The organism is Nitratireductor sp. WH36-1, from assembly GCF_058725515.1.
The window spans coordinates 3,621,438-3,638,934 of the sequence record NZ_CM178970.1; the positions used below are offsets into that span (position 1 = coordinate 3,621,438).

15 protein-coding genes are annotated in these 17,497 nt (G+C 63.5%); 7 read left to right on the forward strand and 8 right to left on the reverse strand.

Annotated elements, in window-relative coordinates:
- Positions 1–48: 48 nt before the first annotated feature.
- Positions 49–1,119, forward strand: coding sequence for a siderophore-interacting protein (locus tag AC4PTT_RS17395; RefSeq protein WP_492161752.1), 1,071 nt, complete (start codon positions 49–51; stop codon positions 1,117–1,119).
- Positions 1,120–1,209: 90 nt separating this feature from the next.
- Here the strand turns inward: AC4PTT_RS17395 and AC4PTT_RS17400 are convergent, their stop codons facing one another.
- From AC4PTT_RS17400 to AC4PTT_RS17430, 7 genes are all read right to left on the reverse strand, one after another.
- A complete protein-coding gene (locus AC4PTT_RS17400) occupies positions 1,210–1,938 on the reverse strand; it encodes a histidine phosphatase family protein (protein WP_492161753.1) in 729 nt (242 codons plus the stop codon).
- Entirely contained in the window at positions 1,931–3,055 is a 1,125-nt protein-coding gene (locus AC4PTT_RS17405; protein WP_492161754.1) for an ABC transporter ATP-binding protein, read from the reverse strand. Before AC4PTT_RS17405 ends, AC4PTT_RS17400 begins: the two co-directional genes overlap by 8 nt.
- Position 3,056: 1 nt before the next feature.
- Entirely contained in the window at positions 3,057–4,784 is a 1,728-nt protein-coding gene (locus tag AC4PTT_RS17410; protein WP_113154157.1) for an ABC transporter permease, read from the reverse strand.
- Between the two features lie 136 nt (positions 4,785–4,920).
- Entirely contained in the window at positions 4,921–6,276 is a 1,356-nt protein-coding gene (locus AC4PTT_RS17415; RefSeq protein WP_492161755.1) for an extracellular solute-binding protein, read from the reverse strand.
- A 172-nt stretch (positions 6,277–6,448) separates the two neighbouring features.
- A complete protein-coding gene (locus AC4PTT_RS17420) occupies positions 6,449–7,810 on the reverse strand; it encodes a sigma-54-dependent transcriptional regulator (protein ID WP_492161756.1) in 1,362 nt (453 codons plus the stop codon).
- Positions 7,807–9,810 carry an ATP-binding protein gene (locus AC4PTT_RS17425; protein WP_113154155.1) on the reverse strand — a complete coding sequence of 668 codons (2,004 nt, stop codon included), beginning with the start codon at positions 9,808–9,810 and terminating at the stop codon, positions 7,807–7,809. The genes AC4PTT_RS17420 and AC4PTT_RS17425 overlap by 4 nt, the downstream gene beginning before the upstream one ends.
- Complete coding sequence (locus AC4PTT_RS17430; RefSeq protein ID WP_317089451.1) at positions 9,807–11,129, reverse strand: ABC transporter substrate-binding protein; 1,323 nt, start codon at positions 11,127–11,129, stop codon at positions 9,807–9,809. The genes AC4PTT_RS17425 and AC4PTT_RS17430 overlap by 4 nt, the downstream gene beginning before the upstream one ends.
- Positions 11,130–11,390: 261 nt before the next feature.
- Between AC4PTT_RS17430 and AC4PTT_RS17435 the strand changes: the two genes are divergently transcribed.
- Complete coding sequence (locus tag AC4PTT_RS17435; protein ID WP_206544598.1) at positions 11,391–11,816, forward strand: acyl-CoA thioesterase; 426 nt, start codon at positions 11,391–11,393, stop codon at positions 11,814–11,816.
- Between the two features lie 4 nt (positions 11,817–11,820).
- On the opposite strand, the gene AC4PTT_RS17440 is transcribed toward AC4PTT_RS17435, so the two are convergent.
- Positions 11,821–12,780 (reverse strand): LysR family transcriptional regulator, encoded by a 960-nt coding sequence (locus AC4PTT_RS17440; RefSeq protein WP_206544597.1) that lies wholly within the window; start codon positions 12,778–12,780, stop codon positions 11,821–11,823.
- A 129-nt stretch (positions 12,781–12,909) separates the two neighbouring features.
- On the opposite strand from AC4PTT_RS17440, the gene AC4PTT_RS17445 reads away from it, so the two are divergent.
- The 5 genes from AC4PTT_RS17445 to AC4PTT_RS17465 all read left to right on the forward strand — a co-directional run bounded on the left by AC4PTT_RS17445 (position 12,910) and on the right by AC4PTT_RS17465 (position 17,485).
- Positions 12,910–13,692 (forward strand): ABC transporter substrate-binding protein, encoded by a 783-nt coding sequence (locus tag AC4PTT_RS17445; protein WP_113154151.1) that lies wholly within the window; start codon positions 12,910–12,912, stop codon positions 13,690–13,692.
- A 71-nt stretch (positions 13,693–13,763) separates the two neighbouring features.
- Entirely contained in the window at positions 13,764–14,411 is a 648-nt protein-coding gene (locus AC4PTT_RS17450) for an amino acid ABC transporter permease (protein WP_113154150.1), read from the forward strand.
- An 11-nt stretch (positions 14,412–14,422) separates the two neighbouring features.
- Complete coding sequence (locus AC4PTT_RS17455; protein ID WP_065815904.1) at positions 14,423–15,082, forward strand: amino acid ABC transporter permease; 660 nt, start codon at positions 14,423–14,425, stop codon at positions 15,080–15,082.
- Positions 15,079–15,843, forward strand: a complete 765-nt coding sequence (locus AC4PTT_RS17460) for an amino acid ABC transporter ATP-binding protein (protein ID WP_281431869.1) — start codon at positions 15,079–15,081, stop codon at positions 15,841–15,843. Before AC4PTT_RS17455 ends, AC4PTT_RS17460 begins: the two co-directional genes overlap by 4 nt.
- Positions 15,844–15,847: 4 nt before the next feature.
- Positions 15,848–17,485 carry a N,N-dimethylformamidase beta subunit family domain-containing protein gene (locus AC4PTT_RS17465; RefSeq protein ID WP_492161757.1) on the forward strand — a complete coding sequence of 546 codons (1,638 nt, stop codon included), beginning with the start codon at positions 15,848–15,850 and terminating at the stop codon, positions 17,483–17,485.
- The last annotated feature ends 12 nt before the right edge of the window (positions 17,486–17,497 follow it).

Sequence of the window (17,497 nt, forward strand, 5' to 3'; positions counted from 1 at the left end):
GACTATAAGACTCAAGTTTAATTTCAACGGTTGCAGCAGGGTGCATTCATGACGATGCCAGGTTCTTTTCGCGCGCAGTTGCGTCTCCCGCAGATGGCCGGTTCGCGATTAACGGATGCGCTGATCAAGGGCATGGGCGCAGAGCCTCTCGAAGAGACGACGCAGGGCACGCGGCTCGCGCACACATTCGGCCGCATCGCCGTCGAGACGCAGGCATCGGGCCTTGATATCAGCCTCGATGCGGATGACCGTACGTCGCTTGCCTATCTGCAGCTCAGCATCAGCCACCGCCTGCAATCGCTCGAAAAGGGCATTGAGCTTCCATGGGACAGCGACAACAGGCCCGGCATGCTGCTCCCCTATTTCCGCAAGATGCAGGTGGTCTCCACACACAACCTCACGCCCTCCATGCGGCGTGTCCGGCTTGCCGGTGAGGATCTGGAACGGTTCTCCCGCAACGGGCTTCACATGCGGCTTCTGTTTCCGCCCGCCGGCAGCGCCTCCCCTTCATGGCCGCAGATCGGCAGGAATGGCGACGCCGTCTGGCCCGACGATGAAAACCGCCCGGTCGCACGCGTGTACACGATCCGCACGATTGACGTGGCCGCCGGGCTGATCGACGTGGACATGGTTCTCCATGAGGGTGACGCCTATCCCGGCGCAGGCTGGGCGGCGCGTGCAAAGCCGGGCCACATCGTCGGCATGACGGGACCGGGCGGCGGCGAAGCCCCGCACACCGCCACGCTGGTGCTTCTGGGCGATGAAACCGCCCTGCCCGCCATCGGTCGCATTCTGGAAGGACTGCCGAAGGAGACGAACGCCATCGTGCGCATCGAGATCGCCAGTGAGGAGGAGAAGCAGCTGCTTTCCACCCGCGCGACACTCGATCTGGAATGGCTCGTGCGCGGCAATGCAGAGGCTGGAACGACGACGCTTCTGGTAGAGGCGGCAAAAGCTCTGGATCTCAAGGGAGACGATCCCGATCTCTTCGTCTGGGCTGGATGCGAGTTCTCCGCCTTCAAATCCATCCGCAGTCATCTGCGCAAGGAGCAGCGGCTGCCCAACCGGCAGCATCTGGTCGTGTCCTACTGGCGGCGCGGCGTGGCCGGCGTTCACTAGAGAAGTCTCAGGAAAGTGGGAACCGGTTTTCCGTCCCCGGACACGCGATTGCGCACCGGGCCGGATTTCAATCCGGCCCGGCTTCAAGGCTCAGATTTCCACCGTGCGGCCGGAGCCGCCGACGCCGAAAGCCTGTAGCAGCGCCGCCGGCGGTGCGACTTCCCGCTCACTGCCCGACTGAAGCAGGAAAGCCGTGGTCTGCGGCTCGCGATAGGCTTCCGTCGCCGCGCGCGATGCGCCCGTGCACAGGGCGCGAATGGCGCGAAAGCAGCCGCTATGGGTGACGACCACATGCGCCTGATGACGGTCGAGCCCATCGAGCCAGCCTTCGATCCGCGCGAAAAGCTCATCCTTGCTTTCGCCCCCGGGCACCCGGTAGCCCCATGGATCGGCTGCATGCTGTCTGAATTCCTCGGGCCGGTCGGTCTCCACGTCACTGAGCGTGCTTCCTTCCCAGGCGCCATAGGCGCGCTCGGCGATGTCGGGCGCTTCGATGAAACGGTCAAAGCCGATCTGCCAGCAATCCGCCAGAATGGACGCCGTCTGCCGGGCGCGGCCCAATGGGCTGACCCAGAAGCACACATCCCCGGGCAGGGTTCGCATATGCGCATCGACCGTTGCGGCGACGGCAAGACACTGCCGCATGCCATTGAGCGTCAGGGGCGCGTCCCTGCGCCCCTGCAATCGCCCCTGCCGGTTCCACTGGGTCTCCCCGTGCCGGATGAGCAGGATGGGCGGATAAAGGCCGGGCTCCCGGCCCGACGCCTCACATGCGTCACCGGCATGACCCGCTTCACGGGCAAGCATCTCGTCAGTCATGGATCAGAACGCCCTCCTGATGGCGCACGTCGAGACTGACCGCCTCACCGGCCTGCCGCCGCCCGCTGCCACGGTTATGGACTTCGTCCACGAGGAGCGTCTGGCCGGAGACCTCGACCGCGTAGCGGATCATGCCGCCAAGGAACTCGGCGGATTGAACCGTGCCGGTGAGGCTCCCGTCCCCATTCTGCGCAAAGGAAATGCTCTGCGGCCGCAGAACGAGCTTGCCCGCGCCGGGTCTTGCATCCGCCGCGCAGTGAATGGCGATGCCGGACGGCAGCACGAATGCGTTTCCGTCCGTCCGCTGTTCCACCACGCCTTCCAGCACATTGGCCGTGCCGAGGAATTTTGCCACGAAGGCGTTGGCCGGCGTGTCGTACACCTCGTCGGGCCGCCCCACCTGCTGCACGACGCCATCGGCCATGACCGCGATGCGATCGCAGATCGTGTTGGCCTCCTCCTGATCGTGCGTGACGAAGATGGTCGTGATACCGAGCCGCCTTTGCAGTTTCAGGAGATCCTGCCGCATCTGTACGCGCAAATTCGCATCCAGATTGGAAAGCGGCTCATCGAGCAACAGAACACGCGGCTCCACGACGATGGTGCGGGCAAGCGCAACACGCTGCTGCTGGCCGCCGGAAAGCTGCGAGGGATAACGCTCGGCATACTGGCTCATGCCGACCATCTCCAGCGCCGCACTGACGCGCTTTGCAGTCTCCGCCTTCGGCACACGGCGTTCATCGAGCCCGAAGGCCACGTTGCGCGCGACCGTCATGTGGGGCCAGAGCGCGTAGCTCTGGAACACCATGCCGACATTGCGCTTCCACGGCGCGGTGCCGACAACATCCTGCCCGCCAAGCAGGATCTGCCCTTTGGGCGTCGGTCCGAAACCGGCAATCGCGCGCAGCAATGTGGACTTGCCGGAGCCCGAGGGACCGAGGAAGGCGAAGAACTCGCCGGGCTCGATCTTCAGGTCGATGCCTTTAAGCACCTCCGTCCTGCCAAAGGAAAGCGAGACGTTGCGAATGTCGATCTCGACCGGCTCCACCCGGCCTGCGCCTTTGTCTGCGGTTTCAGCGGGGCCGTCGCCCGTCATGGATTTCATGGGCATGTTCATCTCAATGTCCTCCCCCTGGGGCGCTGGCTGCAGCCTGGTTGCGGCGGGCGTTCTCGACCAGACGATGCGACAGGTAGGTCGCCAGCCCGACGATCACGACCGCCATGATGCCCAGCGCTGCGCCGGGGCCGCGGCCTGCCGCCGATTGCATGAAAAGATAAAGTCCGTAGGCCAGCGGCGCGTCTTTCTCGCTGGAGACCAGCATGATCGTGGCCGAAAGCTCCACTGCTGCGGTTGCGAAACTGGTCACGAAACCGGCCACCAGACCGCTCACCATGAGCGGTACGACGACACGCCGGACCGTGCGCAGTTTCGATGCGCCGAGGTTCTCGGCCGCTTCTTCGAGTGCCGGTGAAATCTGCTGCAACGCGGCGGTGCATGAGCGCAGCGCATAGGGCAGACGCCGGACCGCGAGCGCGATCACGATGATGCCCCACCAGGTTGCCAGAGGCTGGCCGGTGAGCGGCATCTCCACACCGTAATAGACACGCAGATAGCCGATGCCCAGCACCACGCCGGGAACGGCGAGTGCGGAGACCGCCATATAGTCCAGCCATTTGCGCCCGATGATGTTTGTGCGCAGAACCAGATAGGCGATGGCCGTGCCGATGATGATGTCGATCAGGCCCGCGAGCCCGGCATAGAGAAGCGTGTTCTGGATGAAGCCCCAGGCCGAGGTGAGCGCTGTCTCATAGTGCGCGAGCGTGAACCCGTCGGGCAGGACGCCGAACGACCAGACCGTGCCGAAGGACAGAAGCAGGAGCCCCAGATGCGGCGCAAGCACCAGCGCCAGGATCAACAGAACGACGATGTAGCAGAGCACCGCCTCGCGCCGCGTCAGATCGCGCCTGGAAAGTCCGCCACCGCCCTTCTGCGTGGTCGAATAATCCTTGCCGCGCATGCCGAGGAACGACACCCACATCGCGAAGATCGAGAACACGATCAGGATGCACGAGATCACGTAGCCCATCGGATCGGAGATGCCGACCGAGGAGATGCGCAGATAGGCCTGCGGGGCGAGCATGGTGTTGACGTTGAGCAGAAGCGGCGTGCCCAGATCGTCGAACACCTTGACGAAGACCAGCGATGCGCCGGCGATATAGCCGGGCATGGCCAGCGGAAACACGATGCGCCGGAACATGCGCACGCCGCTGGAGCCAAGCATCTGGGCCGCTTCTTCCATGGAGCGGTCGATGTTGCGCAGGCTGGCCGAAAGATTGATCAGGATGAACGGGAAATAGTGCAGGCTCTGCACGAAAATGACGCCGTTCAGCCCCTTCATGAAGGGGATCGTGATGCCGAAATATTCACGCAAAAGCAGGTTCACGCTGCCATTCGCGCCAAACAGAAGCTGCATCGCCACCGCGCCGATGAAGGGCGGCATGATGAGCGGCACGAAGGCCAGCGTCTGGATGATGACCGAGCCGGAGAAGTTGAACCGCGTGGTGAAATAGGCCAGCGGCAGAGCGATGGCGGATGCGATGACCACCGACATGCCCGCCACATAGACGGAATTGTAGAAAGACTGGCGAAACAGCGTGCTGGCGAAAAAGTCCTGGAAATTCACCAGGGTGAACGCGCCGCTGGAGGGATCCTGAAAGGCGACCTGGATGACTTTCAGGACCGGGACAACCAGAAATGCGCCGAGAAACAGGACGACGATGCCAGCCGCCAGATAGGGTCCGACAGACACGTTGAGCGCCGGCCGCCGAAGGGCTGCAGTGGGCATGGAAATGCTCCGTGGGAACAGGAAATCTTGAATGGCCAAACCGGCCCTGGAGCATCGGACCGGGAACCGGTCGCGGCCCGATGCTCAATCAATGGATCAGATCGTTCCTTGAGCGTCCGAATGGACGCCGGACGACCTAAAGCAGAGACTTGGCCTTCTCGGCCAGTTCAGTGGCCTTGCGGTAGTTCTCGACCACCATGGCGTCCCACTGCTGCTCGATCTCGGCCTGACGGCCTTCGACCTTGGTGTCGGCCTCTTTGCGCTTCACCGTGAAGATCGCATTGAAGTCCGGATCGGCGGCTTCTTCGGCGGAGACCGGAAGCGCGTTGATGAGGGCCTTTGCTTCCTCGATCAGCTTGGCGGCCTCGGCATTGCCGGAGCCGGCTTCGGCGAGCGCAGTGTCCGCCGCCTGCACGGCAGCCGTGGCGTTGCGCAGATCGTCAAGCCGGTAGGTGATCATCACGTCGAACAGCGAATTGATCACATTGTAGCGCTGCTCCGACACGTCGCTGTCGAAGTTCACCTTGGTTTCGATCGAACCGTCGAACGGGTTGGGCAGACCTTCCGGCGCTCCCGAATAGGCGTTCTTGTTCACCGGCAGACGCATGATCTTCGGATCGAAGAGCAGTGCCTGGCCCTTTTCCGACAGAAGGAAGTCGATGAACTTCTGCGCCGGCCCCTCATTGGGCGCATTGGCGACAACGCCGATATTGGCCGGCACCAGCGCCGTCACGCTCGGATAATGGAACTCGACCGGGAAGCCGGAGGCCTTGGACGAGAACCCGAAGAAGTCGATCACGATACCGACGCCGAAGGAACCGCTGTTGACGCCGTCCGGCACGCCGAAGCTGCGCTCGGTGATCGTCTTCGCATTGCCGGAAATCGCCTTCAGCGTCTTCCAGCCTTCCTCCCAGCCTTCACCCTGGAGAATGGTCTCGATGGTCAGGTGCGTGGTGCCGGAACGCGATGGCGAGGAAATGCCGACATGGCCGTGATAGACCGGCTTTTCGAGGTCGTCCCATTCCTTCGGCGCGGGCAGTTCGTAGGCGTCCATGTAGCGGGTGTTCCACATAAAGCCGTAGCCCGAGAGGGCGAAGCCCAGATACTGTCCGTCCGGATCGTTGATCGGATAGCCGTTGAGATCGGCCGGGATGCCATCGACCTCTTTGGAGTAGCTGCCGAGAAGCTCTTCGCCCTTCAGCACTTCGAACGCATCCGGCGCGGAAGCCCAGAAAATGTCGGACTGGTTGTTCTGCGCCGTCTCGATCAGATATTTCACGCCCGAAGACGTGCTCTTGTTCACCACCTCAACGGCAATCGAGGGGTTCTCCTTCATGAAGGCGGTCTTGAAAACATCCGTCAGATCGGAGGGAAAGGACGTTACGATGACGAGCTTGTCGTCGGCCGCATAAAGTGGCGACGCCGCCAGCAAGGCCGCGGCCGCGACCCCCAGTCCCAGCGTGCGATACGGCTTGCGTTTGATGTCAGGCATAAAATTCCTCCCAGAAATATACCGCGATCTTTTTCATCGCGAACAATCAGGAGCAACCGGCGTGCCAGTTTGCGCACCGCCCGGAATTTTTCGACAATCCATTGATGTTCATGGGAAATTCAGGACGCGGAACTGACCAGCGAACGGGTCGTTTTTGACCCATCCGCCTTAATCACGTGTCACTTTCGACACGCTCATCGTCCACGAAATCCTCCCGAACGAGGCCGTGGCGCTGCATTCTGAGATAGAGCTTCTTGCGCGGGATCCGCAGATGATCAGCGGCCATCTGCACCCGTCCGCCAGTCCGGCGCAGCGCTGCGGCAAGAACGCGTTTTTCGAATGCGTCAAGCTGGTCGGCAAGGCCGGGTTCCGCTCCGCCCATGGCGCTGCCCTGCGTCTCGCCGTCAATACCCAGCGCATGACGCTCTGCGACATTGATCAATTCGCGGACATTGCCCTTCCATGGCCGCCGGCTCAGCTCTTCCAGCAGGTTCTGGTCCGGCTCGACAAAGCCGCGCTGAATGCGCCGGCCCGCCTGCTGTACATAGTGCATGAAAAGAAGCGGCACATCTTCCGGGCGCTCCCTGAGCGGCGGAATGGAAAGCGTCGCGACGGCGATGCGATAGTAGAGATCGGCGCGGAACGTGCCTTCCTCGGACGCCTCTTCGAGATCCTTCTTCGCGGCTGCAACCACCCGCACATCGATGCCGATCTCGTCCTTGCCGCCAAGCCGCGTGATGGCCTGCGACTGGAGCGCGCGCAGAAGCTGGGTCTGATGCGCAAGCGGCATGCTCTCGATCTCATCGAGAAACAGCGTTCCTCCGCTCGCCTGTTCCAGCCTGCCGATGCGCCGGCGATCTGCCCCGGTAAACGCGCCCGGCTCGTGGCCGAACAGTTCGCTGGCGATCAGCGTGTCCGGCAGCGCGCCGCAATTGAGCGCGACAAAGGGGCCGTCGCTGCGCTGGCCGAGCGAATGCAGCGCATTGGCCACCACTTCCTTGCCCGACCCGGTTTCGCCATAGACGACGGTGTTGACGTCGGCCAGCGCAACGGCGGCGATGCGCTTGCGCAAGCGCTGAATGGCCTCGCTGTTGCCGATGAGCTGCTTTTCCAGCGCGTAGGGCGCGCCCGCACCGCTGAGCAACTGGCGGTTCTGAAGGATGAGTTGGCGCATTCTGGCGCCGCGTTCCACCGCCGCCAGAAGCACCTCCGGCTCCGCCGGTTTCTCGATAAAATCATAGGCCCCGTTGCGAACCGCCGACACCGCCATGGGCACATCGCCATGACCGGTGATGATGATGACGGGGATATCGCGGTCGATCTCCTGAACGGCCTCCAGAAGGGCAATGCCATCCATGCCGGGCATTCTGAGATCCGAGACGACGACGCCCGGCCAGTTCCGGTCAAGCACGCGCAGCGCCTCGCGCCCATCGGCGAAGGTGAACGGTTCATAGACCTCCAGCGCCAGCGTCTCCGCCCAGGCGTCACGGATTTCCATGTCGTCATCCACCAGAATCACCGGTATCGCATTCATGTCTTGAACAGCTCCACGGTTGCGATCACGCCGCCTTCCTCCCTGCGTTTCAGTTCCAGACGGCCACCCAGATCGCGAATGACATTGTACGATATGGAGAGGCCGAGCCCGAGCCCTTCGCCCGGCGGCTTTGTCGTGAAGAACGGGTCGAACAGCTTTCCTTCAAGCCCCTCGGCAATGCCCTCGCCATTGTCCTCCACCTCGATGCGCGCCAGCATTTCGGTCTCGCTGATGCGGATGGTGAGCCGTGCCGGGTGAACCGGCTCGGTGGCGTCGAGCGCATTGGAAACGAGATTGACGAGCACCTGCTCCAGAAGTGCCGGCTCCGTCATCACGTGAACCGGGTGCGGCGGGTGCTCCATGACAAGCGCGACCCCCTGCCGCTCGATCCGCTCCTTGAACAGGGTCAGCGCGTTCGCGACCACCTCCGTCACATCGTTGCGCACCAGGACATCCTGCGGCCTGCGGGCGAAGGTCTTCAGATGATTGGAGGTTTTCGCCAGCCGCTTGATCAGCCGTTCGATGTCGCCCAGCTTCTCCCTGCCCTTGTCGATGTCGCCGCGCTCCAGATAGCGCAGCGCATTGTGCGTATAGGACCCCATCGCCGTCAGCGGCTGGTTGAACTCATGCGCAATACCCGCCGAAAGCTGCCCAAGCGCGGCAAGCTTTGCCGCCTGCACCAGTTCTGCCTGCGTTTCGCGCAGTTCGGTCTCCACCTGTCTGCGCCGCTCGATCTCCGATGTCAGGCTGACATTGGCCTGCCGCAGCTCGCGCGCGCGCTGGTCGAGCGCTTCGGACTTGTCGCGGAAAAGGCGAACCGCATCCGCAAGCTGGCCGATTTCGTCGGAACCCGATACGCCCACCTGAATGCCCTTCTCGCCACTCGCAATGCGGCCCATCGCCTCCAGCACCTTCATCAGACGCTGGAACAGGTGCCCGCGCACGAAGAAGTAGGAGAAGGCGAGCAGAAGGAGCAGAAGAATGGCGGTGCTGAACGCGTTGAACACCCGCCAGCCCGACAGGACATCGTTGATTTCCGCAGACGCCAGGCTCGACCGAAGGCCGCTTTCGCGCACCGCGCCGGCAACCACATTGCCAAGCTCTTCAAGCAGCGAGGCGTTCATTTCCTGTAACTGCGCGCTTTCAGCCAGAAGCCCGCTTTCGTTCAACCGGCGATCCAGAAGGTTGTCGGGCTCGGTGGCGAACAGGGCGATGTCGTCCCAGATCTGGCGCAGCGTGATGGCGCTTGCATTGCTCGCGATCAGCGCCGCATTGGCGTTGCCCTCATCGACCGTTTCCGCAAGCCGCCCCTGCAACTGTTCGATCAGGCGGAAATCGGTCTCGCTCGCGCCGCGCAGGATCATCCCCACCGCCAGATTGGCGCTGGCGTGCAGACGGCCAAGCGCCTCCGTCAGACGCACCTCGCGCTCGACGAGACTGCGCCGCGCATTGTCGGCGAGGCCTTCGCCCGCCCGCGCCTCGAGCGCCGATTCCACATTGAACTTGGCGTCCACCAGAAGCGGATCGACCTCCAGCAGAAAATCGCCGTGCAGGCGGTTGAGACGCGCCGTCTCCTCCTCCCGCTGTTTGGCGAGAACGAAGCGCCGCGCCACATTGCGGTCGAGCGCCAGCACATTGGCCTCCACCTCGGCCAGAACGCCGCCCAGCCCGCTGAACGCCTCATCCTTTCCCATGCCCGTCGCCAGAAGCTGGCGAAGGTGCCCGAAATGGTCCTCGAGCCGCTCCAGCGCGGATTCCCGTTCGAACCGTGTGCGCGCACTGCCAAGCATGGGCACATCGACACGAATGGCCTGACCGATTTCGGCCAGCCGGGCGCTGGCCGCCGCCGTCTTGAGATTGTCCGACGCCAGATTGGAAATGGTGTTGCCGACATTGCCCAGCGTGAAATTCGCCACCAGCATCGCCACGATGGCGAAGCCGGCAATCGTCGCCATGGCGACCAGAAGCTTGCTGCGCAGGGAGGTGGAATGACCGTTCACGGCGCGCGCCCGGATGTGAGTTCGGCCAGCCGGGCGTCTCCGCGCGCGATCAGTTCGCGGGCACGGCTGAAGCGGCCTGAAAAGTCGCGCGACCAGCTGTCCCGCAATGTGCCTTCGCCATCGGCGGAAAGATCGACCAGATCGCTTCCTTCGAGCTGCGAAATCAGCTCTGCGGCATCCGACATGAAGGAGGCGACCGGCACGGTCTCCACCCGGTCGCGCGCCTCGGCGATGAGATTGCGCAATTGCGGATCGTCAGCGGCTTCCGGGGCCGCCACGAGGCGGTCGATGCCGGCCCGGATCTCGGCGAGTTCCAGATAACGATAGGTGATCATCTCGTCGAACAGCGCATTGACGATGGGAAGGCGGCGCGCGGCAAGGGCCGCATCGAAGGCCGCGCCTGCGCTGTGTTCAGGCTCGAAGCCCACCTGCCCCCAGAGGTCCGGATTGACGGGGATGCGCGCAATGGCGGGGCGCAAGAGCAGGTTCTGCCCCGTGTCGGAGCGCAGGAACTCAACGAAATCCACCGCCAGCGGGTTCTCCGCGCCGGTGCGGGCAATGCCGACACTGGCCGGGAAGACCGCACTGTCGCGCAGCGGCGCAAAAGCGATGGGCGGCTGCGTCTCATTGGCCGCCTTGGCCAGAAAGTCGATGCCAATGCCCAGCTCGAACCGGTTTCGGGCGATGCCCTCGCGCACGCCGAAACTGCGCGCCGTGACAGTGGCCAGATTGCTGCCGATACGCGAAAGGAGCGCCCACCCTTCATCCCAGCCCAGGTTCTGCAGGACAGTCTCGACGAACAGATGCGTGGTGCCGCTGCGCGCCGGCGATGTCATGCCGATGCGGTTGCGATAGCGGTCCTGCGCCAGAAGCTCCACCTCGGCGGTTGGCCCTATCGTCTCGCCATCGGGCTTCCACATCAGGCCGATCTGCGACAGCGCGAAGCCGAAACGCGCGCCGCTTGCATCATCCACCACCAGCCCGCCGAAATGCGACGGATCGGAAGAAAGCTCCGGCCGGTGATCGAGCAGGCCGTCGGCATCGAGCGCAGCAAAGGCAACGGGCGAGCTTGTCCAGACCACATCGGCGACCGGGCGGCGACCTTCACGCATGTGCCGCATCAGCGCGATCGTGTTCTTGTTGGTCACGCAGGCGCGGCCATAATCGCTGGAGAACCGCTCAACAAAAGGCCGGTAAAAGCTTTCGGGGTAGGAGGTGATGATCTGGAGCCGGCATCCCGTGTCGGCGGCCTGTGCAAACGCCGCCCCCGACAGCCAGACGCAGGCCGACACCACCCAGCAATGTAACAATCTGCGCAAAGGCTCTCCTCCCAGGGAGGCCAGGCCGCACGGCATCGCCGCGCCTCCTCGGCGCATCAACCTCCCCCTGTCACGATAGCGCACCCCTCCGGGCCCCGCCACTTCGCCAGTTCCGGCGCGACATCCCAACTTCGCGCCAGCGCCATTCCTGCCTTACCCGGGCAAAGCACGTCAACATGCGAGATGCGCCTGGTGGACTATTGCGTCAGGCCGCGTAGATTGCACCGGTCAATCGACCACCCGCAGACCAAGAGGCGCATCATGGCATCTTCCCGGCTCACAACCCTCGTCAGCGTGGCGCATCCATGGATGTGCGACACGATGGGGCACATGAATGTGCGCCACTATGCGGCGATGTTCGATGACGCCAGCTTTCAGCTGCTCGGCCACCTGGCCGGCCCCGAGGCCATCGACAACCACGACCTTGGCTGGGCCGATGTGCGCAGCGAAACCGAATACAAGCACGAGACCGAAGCCGGCGCGCTTTTGACGATCCACTCCCATGTGACGCGTCTGGGGCGCTCGTCGGTGAGTTTCGAGCAGGTCATGACCGGCAGCATCGATGGCGTCGTGCGCGCCGTGAACCGCACCACCACGGTGCGCTTCGATCTCAAGGCGCGCCGCTCCGCGGAACTCGAAACCGGCCTGCGCGCCCGCGGCGAAGCGCTGCTCGTCGCTTCGGACTGACGCCTCAGCGGTCGTAGACGCGTTCCTCGAACGGGGTTTCGGCGATCAGCGTCTGGAGCCCGGAGATCAACGCCTTCTCCGCCCGGTTCAGAACCTTTTCCGGATTGGTCAGCATGAAGATGTCGATCTGTGGCGGCCGGTCATAGGGCGGCAGACGCCACAGCAGCCCGTCATTGACGTCGCGCCGCGCCACATGCAGCGGCAGCGGGCCGATGCCGAGCCCGGCAAGGATCATGCGCCGCACCTCCTCAAGGCTTGAGGAAACGCCAACCACGCTGCTGTCCAGCTTGGCCTCGCTGCGCAACAGCGCCACCGGACGCAGCGAATCCGAGATGTGGTCCGTGTGGAAGGAAACGGAGGTCTCGCCCTTCAGATCGGAAAGCTTCAGCCCGTGATGCCCAAACAGCCGGTGTTCAGGGCCGCAAAAGAAACCGAAGAACTCGCGATAGACCATCGTGTAATCCAGCGCCGGGTCGCGCTGGCTGACAAGGCAGATGCCGAACGAGGCCCGGCGCTCGCGCACCTGCCTGGCCACATCGATGCTCGTTAACACGTTCAGCGTGATGCTGGCGCGCGGATAGTTTTTGTGAAATTCCGCAAGCGCGCGGTCGAACAGGGGCGATTCCACATGGCTTGCGAGCGCGATGGTCACATGCCCCGTCACCTCGTCGCTGATGCCGCGCATCAGGAGCGGCAGCTGCGAGATCGCGCCGAACGCCTCGATGCTCTGCTCGTAGAGGAGCTCGCCCACCTCGGTCAGTTCGAAGCGCGTTGCGTCGCGCTCGACCAGCCGCCGTCCGATGCGGTCTTCCAGCCGCTTCAGCGCGTTGCTCACTGAGGGCTGTTTGAGGTTCAGCTGGTCGGCCGCGCCGGTGATGCTCTTCACCTCGGCGATCACCACAAAGGTGCGCAGAAGGTTCCAGTCGAGGTCCCAGACGAGCCTGTCGGTGCGCTGATTCATCATTCACCAAATCTATGACTTCTATTCCCATTATCTATTTGCGTAATGCATTGGCAAACGCAATCATGAACACGAATGACCTGCAAAAAATCAGAACAGCATTCACCCAGAGGAACGGAGGAACCCAATCTCATGACCAAGATTCTGTCTCGCCTGATGGCCGTCTCGCTCGGCCTCGCAGCCTCGTTTGGCGCGTTTTCCGCCGGGGCCAACGAACTGGAAGCGATCAAGGAAGCCGGCGAGATGAAAATCGCCATGTCGGGCCAGTATCCGCCCTTCAACTTCGTCAACGACCAGAACCAGGTGGTTGGCTTCGATGCGTCCATCGGCATGGAAATCGCAAAGCGTCTGGGCGTCGAGGGCGAGATCGTCACCACCGCCTGGGACGGCATCATCGCCGGCCTTCTGGCCAGCAAATACGACACCATCGTCGGCTCCATGACCATCACGCCGGAGCGCGAGAAGGTCGTGGATTTCGTCGGCCCGTACTACCATGCCGGCCGCGCCGTGTTCGTGATGGAAGATTCCGAGGTTCAGGCGCTTGACGATCTGAAGGACAAGACCCTCGGCGTGACGCTCGGCGAGACCCATGAGAAGTGGGCGCGCGAAAAGGGCGGTTGGGACATCCGTACCTACAAGGGCCTGCCCGAGCTGCTGCTTGAGCTGAAGTCCGGCCGCATCGACGCCATCGTTGTCGACAACATCCCCGTGCGCGTGGCCGTGAAGGAAACCGGCGACAAGGTGCGCATGCTCGAGACCCCGGACATCGAGGGCGGCGCAGTGGCCATCGGCATCGCCATCCGCAAGAACAGCCCCGAGTTGAAAGCCGCCATGCAGGAAGCGCTCGACGCGATGATGGAAGACGGCACCTACGAGAAGATCTCGATGGAATGGGTCGGCAGCGACATCCGCTGATCCCGCAATGACCATCCGGCCGGCGCGTTCCAGCGCCGGTCGCCCCGCCTGCCCCTTTCCGGAGCTTCCGTATGGATTTCTCCCTGATGGTGCGCGTCTTCCCGTTTTTTCTGGAAGCCGCACTGGTCACCGTTCAGATTTCCGCGCTGGCGCTCGTTCTCGGCCTTGCCGCCGGTTCGCTTGCCGCCGCCGCCAAACTGTCGCGCTCGCGCATCATTCGCACGATCGGCACGGTTTATGTCAGCATCTTTCGCGGCACGCCCTGCCTGATCCAGCTCTTCATTCTCTATTTCGGCGGTCCGCAGATCGGCATCCATCTCGACGCCTTTGCCGCTGGCGTCATCGGTCTTGGCCTCAACATCGGCGCCTATATGGCTGAATCGATCCGTGGCGCGATCCTCTCCGTGGACAAGGGCCAGACGGAAGCCGCGCGCACCATCGGCTTCGGCCGGGCGCAGACCATGCGCAAGGTGGTGCTGCCGCAGGCCGCCCGTCTGATGATCCGCCCGCTCGGCGTCAACACGGTCGCGCTGGTGAAGGGCTCCGCCCTGGTCTCGACCATCTCCGTGGTGGAACTCACCTATACCGCACAGCGCTTCATCGGCTCCACCTACAAGCCGTTCGAGATCTTCGGCGTCGCCGCCCTTCTCTACATGATCATCGTCTATGCCGTTGCGCGTGTCGTCGACCTGCTCGACCGCCGCTACGCGCTGAGCTGAGGGAGCGACCCATGCAAGGTTTGGATTTCAGCGTTGTCACTCCCTATCTCGGCCTCCTGTGGATGGGTGTCTGGTGGACCATCGTTCTCACCGTCACATCGTCCATACTGAGCTTCTTCAGCGGCATTCTGTTTGCCGTCGCCGTGCTCTACGCTCCGGCGGTCATCGCCTATCCCGTGCGCTTCTTCATGTGGCTGTTCATGGGCACGCCGCTGCTCCTGCAGCTCTTCCTGATCTATTTCGGCCTCGTGCAGATCGGCATCGACATTCCCGCACTTGGCGCAGGCATTATCGGTCTTGGCCTGCACTTCGCCGTCTACAACGCCGACATTCTGCGCGCCGGCATCACCGCCGTCGATCCGGGGCAGTCCGAGGGCGCGCGCAGCATCGGCTTCGGCCGCTGGCAGACGCTGCGCTATGTCGTCATCCCGCAGGCCGTGCGCAACACCGCGCCGCCCATCGGCAACAACATGATCGCCCTCTTGAAGGAATCCTCGCTGGTCTCGGTCATCGGCATCGCCGAACTGGTCCACGCCGCCCAGCTCGCCATCAGCGAAACCTTCCGTCCGTTCGAATTCTACATCACGGCCGCCGCGCTCTACTACATCCTGAACCTCGTTCTGGAAGCGGGCCTGCGGCAGGTCGAAAAGAAAGTGGAGGTCTCTCGATGAGCACCCGCAACCCCATGGTCGAGGTCAAGGACGCCCGCAAGGCCTATGGCTCCTTCGAGGTTCTGAAAGGCATCGACCTTTCCGTCGAGCGCGGCCAGATCGTCGCCATCATCGGCCCCAGCGGCTCCGGCAAGAGCACGCTCCTGCGTTCCATCAACCACCTTGAAACGCTCAATGGCGGCGAGGTCTGGCTCGATGGCGTTCAGGTCAACCAGCCGCTCACCGGACGCGCCTTCGAGCGCCACATCAATGCGGTGCGCCAGCAGATGGGCATGGTGTTCCAGCACTTCAACCTGTTCCCGCACCTCACCGTGCACGACAACATCGCCATGGGTCCGGTCATCCTCAAGGGGATGAGCAAGGCCGCAGCGCGCGAACTCACGCTGGAGCTTCTTTCCAAGGTCGGCCTCGCCGACAAGATCGACGCCTATCCTTCCCGCCTGTCGGGCGGCCAGAAGCAGCGCGTGGCCATCGCCCGCGCGCTGGCCATGCAGCCCAAGGTGATGCTCTTCGATGAAGCCACCTCCGCGCTCGATCCCGAGCTGGTCGACGAGGTGAACATGGTGATGAAGCAGCTCGCCGCCGAGCACATGACCATGCTGATCGTCACCCATGAAATGCGCTTTGCCGGCGAGGTCGCCGACCGCGTCCTGTTCATGGATGGCGGCGTCGTGGTGGAGGAAGGCCCGCCCGGCGAGATCTTCACCGCCCCCAAGCAGGAGCGCACCCGCTCCTTCCTCAAGAAGTATCTTGCCGCCTGAGACCATGCATATCATCGAAACCGAATTCCCCGATTTCGGGCTGACGCCGGAGCAACGCCGCGAGGCGGTTCTGGGCCACTATTACGAAATTCCCGGCATGGACGGCGCACGCGGCGAAATCTGGTGCTACACCGATGCCTATGCCTATCCGCCCGGCGCGACGGTCAATCTGCATGTCAGCGCGACCGCTTCCCGATACCGGCTGGAGATCGTGCGCGACGGCGCTACCGAAACCCCTGTCCTGTCGCAGGACGGCCTTGCCGCCGCCTGGCAGGACACGCCCGACCAGTGCTCCGTCATGGGTTGCGGCTGGTCCGTCTCCCACGCGTTCCGCGTCGGTGAGGACTGGCCGTCGGGCGCTTATCGCATCACGCTGACGGCAGAGGGCCGCGACGGTGACCCCATCACCTGCCACCATGTGTTCATCGTGCGCCCGCTTGCCGGTCGCAAGCCCGGCCGCGTTCTGCAGGTCGCCGCCACCGGCACCTGGACGGCCTACAACACCTGGGGCGGCTCCAACCACTATCAGGGCATCACCGGCCCCGGACGCAATCAGTATGCGCCCATGGTCAGCACCGAGCGCCCGTTCTGCCGTGGCTTCGCCGTTCTGCCGGAGAGTGCGCCACGCGTGCCGCTGGAGATCTACACCCCGCCGGCTGCACCCCCGCGCTATCCGCATATGGAATGGGCCTATGCCAATGGCTATTCCAAGAAATACGCCTCCGCCGGCTGGGCGAGCTATGACAGCCACTTCTTCCGCTGGGCGGAACGCACCGGCTACGCGGTCGACCTGGCGAGCCAGCACGAGCTGCACTTCACGCCGGAAATCCTCGACGGCTATGACTGCGTGGTCTTCGTCGGCCATGACGAATACTGGACATGGGAGATGCGCGACGCTGTCGACAACTATGTCGAGAATGGCGGCAGGGCTGCCCGTTTCGCCGGCAACTTCATGTGGCAGACGCGGTTTGAAGACGATGGCAAGAAGCAGGTCTGCTACAAATACCGCGCCCGCGCGGAAGACCCGGTCTACCAGTCGGAAGACAAACGCCGCACCTCCGGCTGCTGGGAAGCTGAGGAGACTGGACGGCCAGCCGCAGGGACATTCGGCCTCAACGCCCTGCGCGGCCTTTATGTGGGCTGGGGTGGCTGCGCGCCGCGCGGCGTGCGCGGGTTCCCCGTCTACCGGCCCGAGCACTGGGCCTTCGCCGGAACCGGCATCTATTACGGCGACCTGCTGGGCGCGGATGGTCACGCCTTCGGCTATGAAGTGGACGGGCTCGACTATGTGATCCGCGGCGGTCTGCCGGAACCAACGGAGGATTCCGGAGCGCCCGAAGGGCTCGAAATTCTGGCGCTCGGCATGTCCTCCCTCAAGGAGGAGAGCGCCGACATTCCCGCCGACGACCAGTTTCTCTCCGACGCCGACGCAAAATTCGTCGCCGAAACGCTTGTCGGCAACCAGTCCGACGAGGCCGTGAACCGCATCAAGCGCGGCTCGGGCATGATCGTCAATTTCCCGCGCGGCCGTGGCGAGGTGTTCCACGCCGGAAGCTGCGAATGGGTGGCCGCGCTGAAACGCGGTGACGCGATGGTCGAACGCGTCACATCGAATGTCCTCGACCGTTACCTCTCCCGCTGAGCGAGACACGCC